At 36.5% G+C, this 17,064-nt stretch carries 18 protein-coding genes; 17 read left to right on the forward strand and 1 reads right to left on the reverse strand.

Translation table 11 applies throughout. The features are described 5' to 3' along the window. The first annotated feature begins 9 nt into the window (after positions 1–9). From BUA76_RS12190 to BUA76_RS19545, 6 genes are all read left to right on the forward strand, one after another. Positions 10–393: an acyl-CoA thioesterase gene (locus tag BUA76_RS12190; RefSeq protein WP_072885088.1), complete on the forward strand. Its 384-nt coding sequence runs from the start codon at positions 10–12 to the stop codon at positions 391–393. Between the two features lie 47 nt (positions 394–440). Then, complete coding sequence (locus BUA76_RS12195; protein WP_066433447.1) at positions 441–887, forward strand: 6-pyruvoyl trahydropterin synthase family protein; 447 nt, start codon at positions 441–443, stop codon at positions 885–887. 23 nt (positions 888–910) lie between these two features. Continuing rightward, the gene (locus tag BUA76_RS12200; RefSeq protein ID WP_072885089.1) at positions 911–1,717 is read left to right on the forward strand and encodes a UDP-2,3-diacylglucosamine diphosphatase; all 807 of its coding nucleotides are present in this window, start codon (positions 911–913) and stop codon (positions 1,715–1,717) included. A 158-nt stretch (positions 1,718–1,875) separates the two neighbouring features. Next, positions 1,876–2,856: a LuxE/PaaK family acyltransferase gene (locus tag BUA76_RS12205; RefSeq protein ID WP_072885227.1), complete on the forward strand. Its 981-nt coding sequence runs from the start codon at positions 1,876–1,878 to the stop codon at positions 2,854–2,856. A 207-nt stretch (positions 2,857–3,063) separates the two neighbouring features. Then, entirely contained in the window at positions 3,064–3,609 is a 546-nt protein-coding gene (locus BUA76_RS12210) for a hypothetical protein (protein ID WP_072885090.1), read from the forward strand. 6 nt (positions 3,610–3,615) lie between these two features. Then, positions 3,616–3,705: an IS3 family transposase gene (locus BUA76_RS19545; RefSeq protein ID WP_072885228.1), complete on the forward strand. Its 90-nt coding sequence runs from the start codon at positions 3,616–3,618 to the stop codon at positions 3,703–3,705. 46 nt (positions 3,706–3,751) lie between these two features. Here the strand turns inward: BUA76_RS19545 and aqpZ are convergent, their stop codons facing one another. Further along, on the reverse strand, positions 3,752–4,483 hold the full coding sequence (gene aqpZ, locus BUA76_RS12220; RefSeq protein ID WP_262484275.1) for an aquaporin Z: 732 nt from the start codon (positions 4,481–4,483) through the stop codon (positions 3,752–3,754). A gap of 211 nt (positions 4,484–4,694) precedes the next feature. Between aqpZ and BUA76_RS12225 the strand changes: the two genes are divergently transcribed. The 11 genes from BUA76_RS12225 (at position 4,695) to BUA76_RS12275 (ending at position 16,957) form a co-directional block, all read left to right on the forward strand. Then, positions 4,695–5,315, forward strand: coding sequence for a DUF5715 family protein (locus BUA76_RS12225; RefSeq protein ID WP_072885091.1), 621 nt, complete (start codon positions 4,695–4,697; stop codon positions 5,313–5,315). An 80-nt stretch (positions 5,316–5,395) separates the two neighbouring features. After that, a complete protein-coding gene (locus BUA76_RS12230) occupies positions 5,396–6,136 on the forward strand; it encodes a hypothetical protein (RefSeq protein ID WP_072885092.1) in 741 nt (246 codons plus the stop codon). Positions 6,137–6,143: 7 nt separating this feature from the next. After that, positions 6,144–6,752, forward strand: coding sequence for a hypothetical protein (locus tag BUA76_RS12235; RefSeq protein WP_083573227.1), 609 nt, complete (start codon positions 6,144–6,146; stop codon positions 6,750–6,752). 50 nt (positions 6,753–6,802) lie between these two features. Next, positions 6,803–7,516, forward strand: coding sequence for a sensor histidine kinase (locus BUA76_RS12240; RefSeq protein WP_178337336.1), 714 nt, complete (start codon positions 6,803–6,805; stop codon positions 7,514–7,516). Beyond that, entirely contained in the window at positions 7,500–8,177 is a 678-nt protein-coding gene (locus tag BUA76_RS12245) for a response regulator transcription factor (protein ID WP_072885095.1), read from the forward strand. Before BUA76_RS12240 ends, BUA76_RS12245 begins: the two co-directional genes overlap by 17 nt. Before the next feature lie 136 nt (positions 8,178–8,313). Beyond that, positions 8,314–9,657 carry a T6SS phospholipase effector Tle1-like catalytic domain-containing protein gene (locus tag BUA76_RS12250; protein WP_072885096.1) on the forward strand — a complete coding sequence of 448 codons (1,344 nt, stop codon included), beginning with the start codon at positions 8,314–8,316 and terminating at the stop codon, positions 9,655–9,657. A 187-nt stretch (positions 9,658–9,844) separates the two neighbouring features. After that, the gene (locus tag BUA76_RS12255; RefSeq protein ID WP_072885097.1) at positions 9,845–11,776 is read left to right on the forward strand and encodes an ABC-F family ATP-binding cassette domain-containing protein; all 1,932 of its coding nucleotides are present in this window, start codon (positions 9,845–9,847) and stop codon (positions 11,774–11,776) included. A 194-nt stretch (positions 11,777–11,970) separates the two neighbouring features. Then, positions 11,971–12,327, forward strand: a complete 357-nt coding sequence (locus BUA76_RS12260) for a hypothetical protein (protein ID WP_072885098.1) — start codon at positions 11,971–11,973, stop codon at positions 12,325–12,327. 189 nt (positions 12,328–12,516) lie between these two features. After that, a complete protein-coding gene (locus BUA76_RS12265; protein ID WP_072885099.1) occupies positions 12,517–14,901 on the forward strand; it encodes a TonB-dependent receptor in 2,385 nt (794 codons plus the stop codon). Between the two features lie 19 nt (positions 14,902–14,920). After that, positions 14,921–15,484 carry a hypothetical protein gene (locus tag BUA76_RS12270; protein ID WP_072885100.1) on the forward strand — a complete coding sequence of 188 codons (564 nt, stop codon included), beginning with the start codon at positions 14,921–14,923 and terminating at the stop codon, positions 15,482–15,484. A 138-nt stretch (positions 15,485–15,622) separates the two neighbouring features. Continuing rightward, positions 15,623–16,957: a trigger factor gene (locus BUA76_RS12275; RefSeq protein WP_072885101.1), complete on the forward strand. Its 1,335-nt coding sequence runs from the start codon at positions 15,623–15,625 to the stop codon at positions 16,955–16,957. The last annotated feature ends 107 nt before the right edge of the window (positions 16,958–17,064 follow it).

A 17,064-nucleotide genomic window follows, 5' to 3' on the forward strand; every position in this document is an offset into this window, starting at 1 on the left:
AGTAAAGAAATGGGTTTGATTTATGAAAAACAGATTGTGGTAACTGACGAGCATATCGACAGGAATAACCACGTCAATAATGTTCAGTATGTAAAATGGGTGGAGGAGATAGCCGGAGAACACTGGGATTTCGTAAAGCATAAAACCAATAATCCGGAGGATATCTGGATGCTTCTGGATCACCATATTCAATATAAAAAACAGGTGTATCTCGGAGAATTACTTACCATAAAGACCTTTCCGAAAACTCCCGAAGGAATCCGGCAGCCCCGAAAAGTGGAATTCTACTGTAACGATCAGCTGGTAGTAGACTCATTGACGCTCTGGGTTTTTATTGATAAAGAAACGCAACGGATTATAAGGCTGGAAAATAGCTGGCTGGATATTTTGTAGTTTTTTTACAAAACCAAAACTCAAAGCAAATTCCTTATCTTTGCACCATGATACGAATTACAAAAATTTTCACATTTGAAACAGCCCATGTACTGTACAATTACGATGGAAAATGTAAAAATATGCATGGACATTCCTATAAGCTGTTTGTAACGGTGAAAGGAAAACCAATCAATGATTTGGAACACCCTAAAAATGGGATGGTAGTAGATTTTGGGGACATTAAGAGTATCGTAAAATCTGAAATTGTAGACGTCTGGGATCATGCAGTGCTGATTAACGGACTTTCTCCTCATAAAGAATTGGGGGAAGACCTTGAAGGAAAAGGACATAAAGTAATTTACTGTACCTTCCAGCCAACCTGCGAAAATATGCTGTATGCGATTGCTGCAAAAATAAAATCAAAACTTCCGGAAGGAATTTCTCTTGCCTATCTTAAGCTCCACGAAACGGAAAACTCCTATGGGGAATGGTTTGCGGAAGATAATCAGTAATTTAGATCAATAAATATTCAGAAGTGTTAAAGACGACCATTAACTTAGAACCTGGAAAGAAAGTGTATTTTGCTTCCGATCAGCATTTCGGAGCACCGGATCCAAAGACGAGCAAAGTGCGTGAAGAGCACTTTATCCGCTGGATGGATGAAATCAAGCATGATGCACAGGTCTTATTCTTAATGGGTGATCTTTTTGATTTCTGGCATGAATGGAAACACGTAATCCCGAAAGGTTATGTGCGGGTGCTGGGTAAAATTGCCGAACTGAAAGACCGCGGGATTCATATTTATTTTTTCGTGGGCAATCATGACCTCTGGATGAAAGATTATCTTGAGGAAGAAATAGGATGTACTGTTTTCTATACAAAACAATATTTTGAAATGGGCGGAAAGCAGTTTCTGCTTGCCCACGGGGATGGCCTCGGGCCGGGCGACAAGGGATATAAAAGAATGAAAAAAGTCTTTACCAATCCTGTTGCACAATGGTTTTTCAGATGGCTGCATCCGGATATAGCCATGAAAATTGCATTGTATATGTCTCAGAAAAATAAAATGATTTCCGGTGATGAAGACAAAGAGTTTTTAGGCGAGGATAAAGAATTTCTGATTATTTATTCCAAAGAAAAACTTAGAACACAGAGAATAGATTATTTTATTTACGGACACCGACATCTTCCTATGGTTATGGAGCTGGAAGGAAAAGCAAAATATATTAATCTGGGGGACTGGATTTCTTACTTTACCTACGGAGTATTCGAACATGATTTTCAGCTGAAAACCTTTGAAATGAACAAAAAAGAATTACCCCATAAAGAGGTAATTCTTTGAGCGAAACAATGTTCACTCTTGTTTTTAATCCATATTCCGGTTTTGTAGTTGCAATAATCTGACCAAAATTTAAATTCTATATTAAAAAAATATTAAAAAGCTGAAATTGTTTTTTTAATCGGCTTATAGTGAGACAACAAGTGAAAAACTTCTTTGCAGTGGATACAATATTTAACATAAAAACTGAGCAGGAATTTCTGTCGGAAACGCTTAAGACTTTTCGTTATCAATATAAAAATATTGAAATTTACAGACGTTTTGTAGATTATCTGAATATTAATCCCGATGAGGTGGATGAGCTTGACAAAATACCGTTTCTTCCCATAGAAATGTTTAAAAACCATCAGATTATTGATAAGAATGTGAAGGCAGAGCTTTTCTTTCAGAGTTCGGGAACCACCCGGATGAATCTTTCAAAACATTTTATTGCGGATGAAAATCTTTATAAGGAAAGTATCTACAGAAGTTTTGCACAGTTTATAGGAAAGCCGGAAGATTTTATCTTCCTCGGGTTGCTGCCCAGCTATCTGGAACGCCAGAATTCTTCCCTGATTTATATGGTTGATTACTTAATGAAAACATCCGGAAAACCCGAAAACGGATATTTTCTTTACAATCATGAAGATTTATTTAAACTTTTAAAGGAATTAGAAAATAAAAAGGTCATTCTTTTTGGAGTATCTTTTGCCTTATTGGATTTTCTTGATTATTGCGACTCAAACGCTCAAATACTTAATTTCTCCGACTCTCTAACGGTGATTGAAACCGGAGGAATGAAGGGGAGAAAAGAAGAAATGACCAAAGATGAACTTCTGAAAATTTTACAGGAAGGCTTTAAGACGGAAAAAATTTATTCCGAATATTCCATGACAGAACTTCTTTCCCAAGCTTATTCACTGGGAAATAATGAATACCGGTGTCCAAACTGGATGAAGGTTATGATCAGAAATGCAGAAGATCCTTTTAATTATGAAAAAGAAGGAAGAACCGGTGCGATCAATATTATCGACCTGGCAAATGTTCATACCTGTGCATTTATTGCAACGCAGGATTTAGGGAAAATAGTGGGAGATCAATTTCAGGTTCTGGGCAGAATTGATCATTCTGATATTCGTGGTTGCAGCCTGCTGGTAAGTTAGGTTGGAACGTTTTAGAGTAATAGGGTATAAGTAATTGATACCTGGCTGTTTATTCTGAATGAATGCTGATTATTATTAGAAAAATAAAAATTGAAGTCCAGGAGGGACGACTTAAATAAGAATAGGATGTATCCAATTAACATAAATTAAAAACATTCTGACAGGATGTGTCAGGATAGACGGAATCCGGAACCAAATTAGAAAAACATGTTAAAAATAGAAGAATTGGTGCATGCATTTATTTATTCTCAATGTGATTTTGAGAAGGAAATTGTATTAACCAATCATTTTCAGGCGGATTGGGAAGCTGATATTCTGATTGTAGATCAGGAAGGGTTCAGCCATGAAATCGAAATCAAGCTTTCAAAAAGTGATTTTAAAAATGATTTTAAAAAATCGTACACCAATTTCAGTACCGGAGAAAAATTCCTGAAGCATGATAAAATTTCCTGCGGAGATTATGTCTGCAATGCATTTAGTTTCCTGCTTCCGATGGGAATGGTAGATCATGTTCTTATTCCGGAGCATTGTGGTATTATTGAATTTTATCATAATGTAGATTCTTGGGACACTGAATTTTATACCATCAGAAAACCGAAAAAAGTTCATGAAGATTCTTACTGGACACTGAATGACAAGGATTTGTTCATTCGGAAAATGGCTCTTAATTTACTGCATCGGAAAATGGAAATCAAAGGAAAACATGAAGAGCTGATCTTTAAGAATCCTTTTGATCTTAAAAAATTTAAATAAACATACATTAATTATTACAACCACGATAGGGTAAGACTTAATCCAAAAGGAAAGAGTCCGGTACAGTACCGAACTCTTATGTTTAACTTTGTTTAAAATTTTTTGTGCAGTCTAGATTAAACAGCATTTTTGTTTGATTGAATTATTCTGATATTACAGATTCTTTTTGAAGTAAGAGTTTATATATTAATCCTCCTAAAACTGCTCCTGAAATTGGTGCAATCCAGAACAGCCAAAGCTGGGTAAGGGCAGTGCCCTGTACAAAAATTGCCTGTGATAGTGATCTGGCCGGATTTACCGATGTATTGGTAATAGGTATTGAAATAAGATGGATTAAGGTAAGAGCCAGCCCGATTGCAATACCTGCAAATTTTCCGTTGGCATATTTATCGGTTGCTCCCATAATAATGATCAGGAAAAAAGCGGTCAGTAAAAACTCGGTAAGGAATGCCGCACTCATAGAGTAGCTTTTCTCAAAATAAACCGGAGCGTCATAAAAATTGGTAGCAAAAGCGCCCGGTGCGGAAAAATCCGCGCCTCCTGAACCGTTTATAATCATATACAAAGCACCGGCAGCTGCTATTGCTCCGAAACATTGTGCTACAATATAGGGCGCAAGATCACGGGCAGAGAATCTTCCGCCGGCCATCAATCCGAAACTTACGGCCGGATTAAAATGCCCGCCCGAAATATGCCCTACCGAATAAGCCATTGTAAGAACGGTAAGTCCGAAAGCGAAAGATACTCCTAAAAGTAAAATCCCCACTTGTCCGTTAGCAGAAGGTGTAATTTGGGAGGCAAATACCGCACTGCCACAACCACCGAATACGAGCCAGAATGTGCCGAAAAATTCAGCGAAAAATTTTTTAATCATTTCTGTTGTTTTAATGTAATCAAATGTATAATTTATATTTCGAAATAAAAAGTAAATTTAATTGAGATTAATTTGTTAAATAAGCAAAATAATAAATAATTATGTGATGTTTGTCGGTTTTTTTTGATGTTTTAGAAGTGCTAAATTATTATGGAGTTTTAATAATAAAAGATAATTCATTATTTTTAGTTGGATAATTAAAACGTTTGTAATGAAAAAGTTTTTATGCCTGACAATTGCTTTCTTTATTCAGGGGATTTGTCATTCTCAGGAAACCAAAAAAAAGTTACCATGTTATGATCTTACAGAAGTTTTAAAAGTAGAGCCCACTGTACTTTATAAACCTCATTTGGATGCTTCTAAAAGTTTCGGAATTAAGATTCTGAATGATTCAAAAGCAGTACAGAAATACATCAACAATGGAAAATTTCACAAAATAAACAAATCAGGAAAGGGGTACCGGGTGCAAAAACTTGATTACAGCAGAGCCTGGATGGTCTCCAAAGGAAAGCTGATGCTGGAAAGAATAGGAGCCCGCTTTAGTAAGGAAACAAAAGGAAATGTGTTTACAGTTTCATCCATTACAAGAACTCTTGAAGATCAGTGCAGATTAAGAAAAGTTAATACAAATGCCTCTTTGGGGATCAGTTCTCACAATTACGGTAATTCTTTTGATATTTCTTACGTGCGTTTTAACGGGGTTTTACGCAATAATCCCACCCTGGAAGCGTCTCTTGAAAAGGTTTTGAAATATTATTATAATGCGGGGCGAATTTTCTATATCAAAGAAAGACAGCAAAGTTGTTTTCATATTACGGTTAAGAATTATTAATTAGTTTTCTAATATATGTGATATACTTGCACAGATAATTTAGTTTCTATAATTTTATGGCACTTTAAAAACCGTGAAATATGAATATATTCAACAGAAATCAATTTGATGTAGCCGTTGCAGAATGGACAAACTGCTGTTCAGATTATCAGAAAATCCAAAGCCTTATTCCCACCAATTATGTTTTCACTTTTGATTCCGAACAGGTAACCTGGCTTAAGAACTATAATGATTACAACGAATTTTGTGCGGAAATAGGGGTTTTCAATGGCCAGCTGGTAGCTATTTTATGCCCTATGGATGCAAACGGGCAGAAGCTTATTGTAGACGCATTCCCTTATAGCATCCTGAGTGAACTTAAAGGAGATCTGAGATTGGTAGAAACTGAGCAGTATAAGGTTATTAAAAATGCCATTCTTTCAAAGGATCTGCAGAGAATTGATTATGATTCTGATACCTATTTTCCAATTTCCAACAAGCCGATGCTGGAACAGGACGTGGCGCTTGAAGCAATAGAATCATGGAGAAATGACGCAATGACCTGGTTTTACAGAGAATGTTCCGAATTTAAAGGAAGCAGGATTTTCAGAAAGTTCTATGTGCCATCAGAAGATCTTATCGCTTCCAAGCCAGGGCTTTATAAAATCGTGTGCTCATTCGGGCTGAAGTTTTCACAAGTATATCAGAGAATGTTGCCGACCCTTATTTTCATTTCATTTTATCAGGATCTGCAAAATTCGGGAAGTATAGACAGCACTTCCAATACATACGACTGGTCTCAGCCTTGTCCGCCTCTGTGCCCTTTTAATTATAATAACTAAACTTATCGTGGATACCTACAAAGTAATACTTTATCTTAATAATAGTTTACTTTTCATTTGTGCTGTTACAGGACTTATACGGTACAAATCTTTTAAAAATACAGAAAAATGGTATGCTTACTATATCATTTTTCTTTTTTTGATAGAAGCTGTTGTTAAACTCTGTCTTTATGTTTTCAACCTGAGAGATGTTAATTTTGTCTTTCCTTTCTATGTTGCGGGAGAACTGCTGCTGCTGGGAGTTTTATACATAAGAAAGCTTAATATGTCGGTTTACTGGTATATTCCCGTAGTCCTTCTTGCGGCTCTATTGTTTACGGATTCTCAGATGCTTACCTCTGATGTAAAAAAAGTAATCTCCAATATAGTTGTTATTTGTTTCGCAGGTTATGCGTTGCTTACGGAAATTAAGAACAGCAAAATCAATGGACGTTTTATAATTGCGGATAGTTTCATATTCCTCTATTATGCATTGTCGGTTTTTTTATTTTTCCTTTTAAGGCAGCTTTCGGATCTGGGGAAAGAAGAAGCTAATATGATCTGGAGTATTAATAACATACTCAGCAGTTTTTTATATATATCAATGATTTATACCTTTTTAAGATTAAAGAAGTAACACTCAATATCAGCTTTTTTATTACGTTAATTGTCGTCCTGGTAATTATCATGTCTTTTATTTTGCTTGCGTACAGAAGTTTTATTAAGAGAATAATTGAAGAAAAAAACGTACAGCATGAAGCAGAAGTTCTGCATCAGAAGAACCTTGTTCTCGAAAACATAAAAGCCCAGGAATCTGAAAGAAAAAGAATTGCTGTAATGATCCATGATGATATCGGAAACAGGCTTAATATTTTATCATTATGGCTTAATAACCTGGATACGAAAGGAGATGAGCTTATCAAAAAAAATATCACTACCCAGATGTCCTCGCTTATAGATTCTGCGCGGAGCATCTCACATTCATTATATCCGGTAAATCTGGAAACCGTAGGGCTGGTTTTGTATATCGAGGAATTGATTGCCAATTTATCGGGAAGAATAAATATTTCCCTGAATGTAAGCCCGAAATTTCAGAAAAAAGATATTTTCATAGAAGTTCAGCTTTACAGAATCATTCAGGAATTTACCACCAATGTTCTCAAACATTCGGAAGCATCAAGAGTCTGGATCTATATCAAAGACAATCAGAATAATCTTGCAGTAGTAATTTCTGATAACGGCGAAAGTTTTGAATATGAAGATGTTAAGAAAGGTATGGGGATCAAAAATATAGAATCCAGAATAAAATCCATGAACGCGGCGCACAAATGGAAAAACGTATTAGGTAAAGGAAGCCGGCTAATTATTAAAATTCCGTACACCAATGAATTCTCAAATTAAAGTAGCATTAATTGACGACGAACAGCTCATTCTGGAAGGGGTGAAAATGCTGCTCTCATCCGAACAGAATATTTCCGTAGGATTTACTTCCAATAACGGACCGGATTTTCTCGGTTTGCTGGAAAAAACTTCAGAAGAAGATTTTCCGGATATCGCTTTGGTAGATGTTCAGATGCAGCCCATGAACGGCTTTGAGCTCGTAGAAATTCTTAAAGAAAAATATCCAGGCTTAAAGATCATCATTCTTTCTTCCCACTATAAAACAACCATTCTGGGATACATGGTAAAACTGGGGGTTTCTGCATTTTTACCTAAAAACTCAAACCGGGAAGCCTTTATGGAAGCCATTACCATGGTCTATAAAAACGGCATTTTCTTTACACCGGAAGATCATCAGATGATCTTTTCCTACATGAACAGCCCCACTAAAAAAAGAACACTTTTTGAAATGGATGATGAACTATCCGACCGTGAAAAAGACGTCGTAAAACTCATCTGCCAGGAATGTACCAATAATGAAATTGCCGAAAAGCTATTCATCAGCCCGAGAACCGTAGAAAGCCACAGGCAGAGAATCGTAGAAAAAATAGGCGCAAAAAACACCGTTGGAATTGTTATTTATGCCATCATTAACAATATTCATCCTTTAGAAAGAATATGATTCCGTAGAAATACGGAATTTTTTATTTGGTATTTTATACTCTATAATGCCGGTTTATTTCATCGTTACTTTGATGAATTCACTTTGTCAAAGTTGAAAATGTTTGACAAAGTTTAAAATAAAACTACAAAGTGACATGAAAAGCAACATCATCTCCGTTGGAATTTTTTTTGACGGTACCGGAAACAACGGGATTAATGCAGCCTCTCCCGAAAAACCTCCGAAAAACAATGAAAGTTATTATGGAAATACTACCAATATTTATAAATTATTTCAACTCTTTACGGGAGAGAAAATTTACATAGAAGGCATCGGGACAGTTACGCACATGGAAGATAGTGATTTTGCCATGGCAACCTGTAAAAATCCTGCCGGATACCGTGGGTATTCATCCGACGACAAACTGCAGAAGGCGTTTTCTTTTATTGAGCAGATAATGTATGATCCTGCAAATCACTACGAATTCTATATTTACGGATTCAGCAGAGGAGCCATGCTTGCCAGAAATTTCTGCCATGAGCTGCTGAAAGCCGATACTGGGTTCGCAAGGAATATCACCGTAAAATTTCTCGGGGTTTTCGATACCGTAGAATCCGCGCCCTTCAATGAGTACAACGTTCGAGTGCATCCCTCAACAGAACGGGCATTTCATATTTGTGCCGCAAACGAATGCCGTTTCTTCTTTCCTTTAACCGGACTTTTTGAAGATTCAGGCTCGATGGAGGATAAAATAGCCGACACAGGAAACACTGTCTGGAAAAAAATTTTTGTTCCGGGATCTCACGCAGACATTGGAGGAGGATACCTGGAAGGGCCACAGTCTGTTTATATATCTCCGAATTTTTTACTTGAAGGGGAGCTGAACAGCTACATTCAAAATATCAGAATGACGGCAGCCGACGCCGAAGGAAATAAAATATGGGATCATATTCTCGGAGATTATAAAGTAGATCCGGGAGAAGTCTTTTGTCAGGCTTACCTTTCAAGGGATCTTGTTTTTAATGAGCTTTCTAAAGTGTATGGTAAACTCATGCTGAAAGAATCAAATGTTGAAAAAAAGGTTTTTAATACTGAATTTGATGATTCCGATTTTTTAATTAATCCTGAAAAACACCCTTACCTGTTCCGGCTTTCAGCTGAGATGGAGCAATATACGGAAAAGCTATCACCGGAACTGAAGCCCGTTTACAATTACAGGACACTTGCGGATTATATCCATATTTCGGCCAATTTCGGATTATATCATCCTGCAATTCCGAAACATTCATCAAAAGAAGACCTTACGGAATTCATCAACAACGGGCTGAACGTACCGGGAAATTCCGACGATCAGTTTACCGCGAACCCGTCAAAACTACAGGTGGAAATACATCATATCGAAGATTCTATAGTGGATTACGCATACGGAACCAATATTCCTAATAATGATAATTGGAACCGGACCATATTGATTAAGGAAAATTTATATAATAAATGTTAGTACTTTTTCAGTTTTAAATTTAGGTGTGGAGCTGTCCTGGTAAGGCAGCTCTTTTTTTATCCCTGCTCTCTAAAGAAGTCTTTTTAAGATTCACATTCATAAGAAGTTATTTTTCTTACACCAGTTCTTTTATTTTCCGTATTTTTGCACCCGAAAATTCATTATTCACTATTAATCATTATTTAGCATGCTTTCGGTTCAAGGTTTAGGATTACATCATTCGGGAACATATTTGTTTCAAAACGTTAATTTCACGATTAAAAAGGATGATAAAATAGGTTTGGTTGGTAAAAATGGAGCGGGAAAATCCACTTTATTGAAAATGCTTTCAGGCGAAATCAACTTCTATGAAGGAAATGTAGTGCCTGAAGGAAATATCACCATCGGTTTTCTGAAGCAGGATCTTGATTTTGTGAAAGGGAGAACCGTCTGGGCAGAAACCATGCAGGCTTTTGAGCAGATCAATGCCTGGAAGAATGAACTTGAAGAAGTGAATCATCAGATGGCCACAAGAACCGACTACGAAAGCGATTCTTACACCGATCTGATCAATAAAATGACCGAGCTGAATGATCTTCTGATGAACCATGACGCCTATAATCTGGAAGGCGATATGGAGAAGGTATTGTTCGGACTCGGTTTTAAAGCAGATGATTTTCAGAAAATCACCGATGAATTTTCCGGAGGATGGAGAATGAGAATCGAGCTGGCAAAGCTTCTGCTTCAAAAAAACGATATTATGCTTCTTGATGAGCCTACCAACCACCTGGATATGGAATCCATCATGTGGCTGGAAAACTTCTTAAAAGATTATCCGGGAGCCATCGTTTTGGTAAGTCACGACAAACAATTCATGACAGCAGTCTGCAACCGTACTTTCGATATCAACAATAAAAAGGTTGATGATTATAAAGCCAATTATTCCAAATACCTGATAATGCGTGAAGACCGCCGTGAAAAACTGATTCAGGCTAAAAAAAATCAGGATGCGGAAATCAAGCAGATGGAAGACAATATTAATAAGTTCCGTGCAAGCGCCACAAAGGCATCTTTCGCACAGTCACTTATTAAAAAGTTAGATAAAATCGAGCGTATTGAAGTGGATAATGAAGATGTTTCAAAATTCAACATTCGCTTCGTACAATCCGTAGTTCCCGGAAAGGTAATTTTTGAAGCACAAAAACTCGGGAAAGCTTACGGCCAAAAACAGATTTTTGATGATGTGGATTTTATCGTTCAGCGGGGAGACCGTATCGCGCTTCTTGGCCAAAACGGACAGGGTAAAACAACGCTGGCCAAAATTCTTGCAGGAGACATCAAAGATTATTCAGGAACCTGGAATCTTGGGCATAATGTAAACATTGGATACTTTGCCCAGAATCAGGAAGAAGTACTAACCCCGAATAAAACGGTTCAGGAAGAAGCGGAAGACGCCGCCACAGAAGAAACGAGACCAAGAGTCCGTGATTTGTTAGGATCTTTCCTTTTCCAGGGGGAAGCCGTGAACAAAAAGACTAAAGTGCTTTCCGGAGGAGAAAGAAACCGTCTCGCACTTTGTAAATTGTTGCTGCGTCCTTTCAATACACTGATCATGGACGAACCTACGAACCACCTTGATATTCAGTCTAAAGAAATCATCAAGCTGGCGCTTCAGAAATTTGAAGGTACGCTGATTGTAATTTCTCACGACAGAGAGTTTTTACAAGGCCTTTGCGATAAAATTTATGAATTCCGCGATGGTAAAATGAAAGAATTCTTAGGAGATATCAATGAATATCTTGAATTCAGACAAAAAGAATCGATTAGAGAAATTTCTGCGGAAAAAGCAAAACTTCACGGAGAAGATGCTAAGGTTGAGGTGAAGGTTAAGAAGGAAGATCCTGTAGCAGAAAGTCAGCCATCATCAGTCATTGTAAGCAAAGAACAGAAGAATATTCAGAATAAACTGAAAAAGGTAGAAGAAAAAATCACCGAGCTTGAAACAAAAGTTGAGGAATTTGAAGCTTCTTTCACTAAAGAAAATCCTTCTGAAGAAACCCTGGAACAATACAATAAAACAAAAGAAGACCTTGATCTTGCATTGCAGGAGTGGGAATATCTGGGTTCGCAGTTGAATTAATTTGAGATGTATTTCTGGAAATTTATTAATGGATTTCAGAAATTTAGATTCTATTATAAACCTTATAGGTTTCAAAAACCTATAAGGTTTGAATAACAGTTTGTAACAAAATTTCAATTCACACTACTTATCAATCAAAATATTTTAAGAAAACTTTAATCTGAGTTTTTAATTTATTTTTATAATTTTGACAAATGATTTTTAAAGAAAGCAGAAATCTGAGAAATTTTATTTCCAAGCTATTGTTTGGGATTTACTTTCTTGCGCTGTTTTCCCAAAATTTTCACAGCCACAGCTCTGAAGATGTTTTTAAAAATTTCAGCTTTAAAAAATCAGAAAATACCATTACTAAAAATATAGCGAAAGAAAAAGCAGCAGATTGTCTCGCCTGTCATTTCTTAGCTACGGGACATACATTGGTTCCTGAAGAGTTTAGTCTTTCTTTTGAAAATTACACGCATGAGGTAAAGCAGATCATTGCGGTTCAGGAGAGAATCTGGTCTCAGGCAAAATTTACCTTTCAGCTTCGCGGTCCACCCGCAATTTCGTAAATCATAGTTTCTTTTCGGATTTTTGGCTTAAATTTTTTAAAATTTAAATATTTCTTGATGCAATATTAAGATGTAATTAAGTTGTTAAAAATACAAAGATAAATGCGTTCTTATGAGCATTTCAAAAAAATCCAAATAACAATTTTTCGAAAAAGTACCCTTAAAAGTACGCAATCAATCTATTTAACAATGAAATTGATCTATAGTTTTATGCTCATCCTGTGTGGATTTGCATTTACAAACGCACAGCAGGCTTACACGGTAGAGGGAACTGTTCAGGATTTTCACGACAAAACCATGCTGGAAAATGCGGTAGTGAAAATCGGTGAGTTTTCCACTAAGACCGATAAAAACGGCAAGTTTTCATTCAATAAAATTCCCGCGGGGAAATATATACTCATTGCTAAACATCCTGATTGTAATGATTATACTGAAAATATAGGAGTTACACAGGATTTACATATAACGATTACCCTCGAACATCATGTTCAGGATATCGAAACGGTAACCATTCACGGAAGCCACAAAAGCAATGGATCTCTGGTTATTAAAACGCTTGACAAATCTGAAATTGAGAAAAATTCTACCGAAAATCTTGGTAATTTATTGTCACAGATTTCAGGAGTCACCGCATTGAAAACCGGAAACAATATTACAAAACCCGTTATTCACGGCCTGTACGGAAGTCGTGTATCCATCCTGAACAGCGGCGTAAAAATGGCAGAGCAGGAATGGGGCGTAGAGCATGCCCCGAATATTGATGTCAATGATTTTGAACATATTGATGTGATTAAAGGCGCATCTGCTTTAAAATATGGAAATGAAGGAGTAGGAGGAGTAGTCATTTTAGAGCCGGCAACAATTCCTAAGAAAGATACTTTAATGGGAAATATAAAGCTTTCCGGAATTTCTAACGGGAGAGGAGGCGAGATTGCTGCCAATCTTTTAAAATCATGGAAGAACGCATGGTTTATAAAAACAGGCGGCAGTTATAGAAAGTTGGGAGACCTTTATATTCCTCACCACACCTTACAGAATACTGGTGCGGAAGTTAATTCATTTAATTTTTCTTTCGGGAATCATAGTTTCTTGCAGGGCTTTGATGTGTCTTACAGCGGAATCCGGCAGGAATTTGGAATTTACAGAGGCGCACATTTGGGAAGCCCGTCAGATTTTTACAAAGCAATCAATCTGGGACAGCCTTATTTTTTGGATGATTTCAGTTACGAAATTGGCAGTCCGAAGCAGGAAGTAGAGCATCACATTGCTAAAATTTCTGCTTATAAAAGATTTGAAAACTTTGGGAAACTCACTTTTCAGTACAGTTTTCAATTGAATAGGAGAAAAGAGTTTGACATCAGAAGAGGGGAGTTAAATGCGCTTCCTTCTATGGATTTGAGGCTTATCACGCATTCTGCAAGTTTAGTTCACCTGATAGAACGTCCGGACTGGAGTTTAGAAAGCGGAATTTCCGGAGGTTTTCAGGACAATTATCCCAATCCTGCAACGCGTGCAAGGCGTCTGATTCCTGATTATTACCGGTATGATGCAGGTGCATTTTCTGTATTTAAATATAAATTAAATGCGAAATTAAATGCAGAAGCGGCAATACGGTATGATTTCAGCAGATATGATGCTTACAAATATTATGACGAATCAGACTGGAATGCAAGGTTTGCAGCTGTTTTCCCGGAATTTTTTATTCAGAAGAGTGACAGCAGAATTTTAGCAAGGCCAGTTCTGGATTATCACAATTTTTCGGCTAATATAGGAGTGGATTATGTACCTTTTAACAATCTTGAAATTAAATTTAATGTGTCAAGAGCCGACAGAACGCCTAATCCGGCCGAATTGTTTGCTGATGGATTGCATCATTCTGCGGCAATTGTAGAAGAAGGTGATCTTAGAATCAAAAGAGAAACGCTCTATCAGGCAAACCTTTCTTTGGTTTCTAAAATTAATGTCCTCAAAGGCCTTCGCATAGAAGCAGCTCCTTATATGATGTTTTCCGATAACTTTATCAATCAGATCCCAACAGGAGTACAGAATTCAAATCGGGGTGTTTTTCCGATCTGGAGCTATAAACAGATTAAAGCGAGAATTTTTGGGATAGATGCAGATGCTGAACTTAAAATTTCCGACCATTTAAAATGGAATACAGGATTCAGTGCATTAAAAGGTGACGATTTATCAAATAATGAACCGCTGATCCTGATGATGCCTTCCAATCTTAGAAATTCAATAGAATGGAAAATGAATACTCCGGATAACTTTTATTTAAGACTTGAAAATGTAAGTGTATTCAGACAAAACCGTTTCCCAATCAGAAATCAAAATGTAGATTTTATAGAAAACGGGACTTTTTTCAGCGAAGAACTGGATCTGAGTACGCCGCCTCCGGCTTACACGGTTTTCAATGCTTCTGTGGGTGCAGATGTGGCTAAAAATTTCAATATCAATTTCAGGATCAACAATATATTCAATACCGAATATCGGGAGTATCTTAACAGGCTCCGTTTTTTCATGCCCGAAAATGGCAGAAACTTTATTATAACTCTTAAATACAATTTTTAATTATTAATATTTACATACAATGAAAAAATTCTTAAATATAACTCTGATACTTTTTACAGCACTTTTAGTATTCTCTTGCAGAAATGATTCTACCGATATTCCGGAAGATATTCATGATCATGAGGAAATAGAAAAACTGGTGGTGAAATTAACCAATGTAAATGATGCAACGGATATACAAACCATTAATTACATTGGCGGAGTTGCCGATCAGCACATTCATGCCGAAGCTGGAGAGGTATTTAATGTTGAACTTGATTTTCAGGTAAAACATGATGACCACTATCACAGCGCAAATGATGAAATTATTGAAGAAAAGGATGAGCATTTTATCACTTTTAGTTTCACAGGAGCAAATGTTACCGTAAAAAGAGCAGCTAATGATATTACAAGAACAGATGGTAATAAGCTTGGACTAAAAACCCAGTGGACAGTTGTAAGCGCTTCTTCAACAGGGAAAGTAAACATTAAATTGGTACATGCGCCAACTTCGGTAAACCAAAACTCTCCTTCAGCAGACAATCAGCAGGGAACAGTAGTAGGAGGTGAATCTGATGTAGATGCGATTATTGATCTTCATTAATACAGCTTCCTCTACAAATTTTAATAGTAAAAAGACATCAATTTTTGATGTCTTTTGTATTTTAACGGATTATAACAAAATGGATGAGTGATTTTCATAAAATTTTCCTATTTTTGCAACCTAAAATTTTAATCAATAATGAAGGTTACCGCACAAAACCATGATGATGTAAGTGCATTGCTTACAGTGACATTGGAAAAATCTGACTATAAAGAAAGAGTTGAAAAGCAATTGATTAATTATGCTAAAAATGCGCAAGTTCCTGGTTTCAGAAAAGGAAAAGTGCCTTTAAGTATGGTTAGAAGACAATATGAAGCAGGTATTGCTTTTGAAGAAATCAACAAGCAGGTTTCTGATGCTTTAAACAACTACGTCAACGAAAACAAATTGAGATTAGTGGGTCAGCCTGTTCCTCAGCCTGTAAACGAATTTGATTACAATGCTGATCAGTTGGAAGTGGCTTTTGAAGTAGGTTTCGAGCCTGAATTTAGCATAGACCTTTCTAAGTATGAAGCACCTCACTATAAAGTGGAAGCTTCTGAAAAAGAAATCAACAAGAGTATTGAAAACATGCAGAAGCGTTTCGCTGAGCAGGTTCCTCAGGATAAAATCACTAAAGATTCTTACATCGCCTTAGAAATTTCTCAGGTTGTGGAAGAAGATGCGGAAGGAGAACACCACCACCATCCTAAAAACGCTACCATTACTGCTGAAAATAAAGAAGCTTTCAAATTGGTAAAAGGTTTGAAAATGGACGGGTCTGTCAAAGTTTCTAAAGAAACGCTTGCTGAAAACGAAGAATTGGCTAAAGAATTAGGATTTTCTAAAGAAGAAGTAGAGCACTTACACCACAATGAAGTGGAAGTAAAAGTAAAAGATTTTTATTCTTTGAATCTTGCTGAACTTAACCAGGATCTTTTCGACAAGGTATACGGTGAAGGAAATATCAAATCTGAAGAAGAATTAAAAGAAAAAGTGAAAGCTGAACTGGACGAATACTTCCAGCAAAATGCAGACGTACACTTTGTAAATAAAGTATTGGAGCAGGTTTCTGAAAAAGAAGAAGTAAAACTTCCTGAAGAATTCCTTGTAAAATGGTTATTATTCTCTAATCAGAATATCCAGTCTGAAGAGCAGGCTAAACAAATCCTTGAGTCTGAGAAAAACCAGCTGAAATACCAGATCATCGAAGGTAAACTAATGTCGGAAAACGAAATCCAGTTAGATTACGCAGATGTATTGGCTCAGGCGGAGCAGTTGGTAAGAAACCAATTGGCGATCTACGGAATCCACCATTTAGGTGACGAAGAAATCCAGAAATATGCAGTAGAAATGCTGAAAGATCAGGAGCAGGTAAGACAGATCTCTTCTGAAGTTGCCATGACAAAGCTTAAAGATATCATTCTTGAAAAAGCAACGAAAAAAGAAACTGCGATCTCTCACGATGAGTTTTTAGAAGAGCTTAAAAAATAATTTATTTCATTATAAATATTTTAAAACCACCAATTTGGTGGTTTTTTTTATGAAAATATCCTGAAAATTTATCATTCAATATTCATATCTTTACCATCTAAACTTTA

The organism is Chryseobacterium takakiae, from assembly GCF_900129385.1.
GTDB classification, from domain to species: domain Bacteria; phylum Bacteroidota; class Bacteroidia; order Flavobacteriales; family Weeksellaceae; genus Chryseobacterium; species Chryseobacterium takakiae.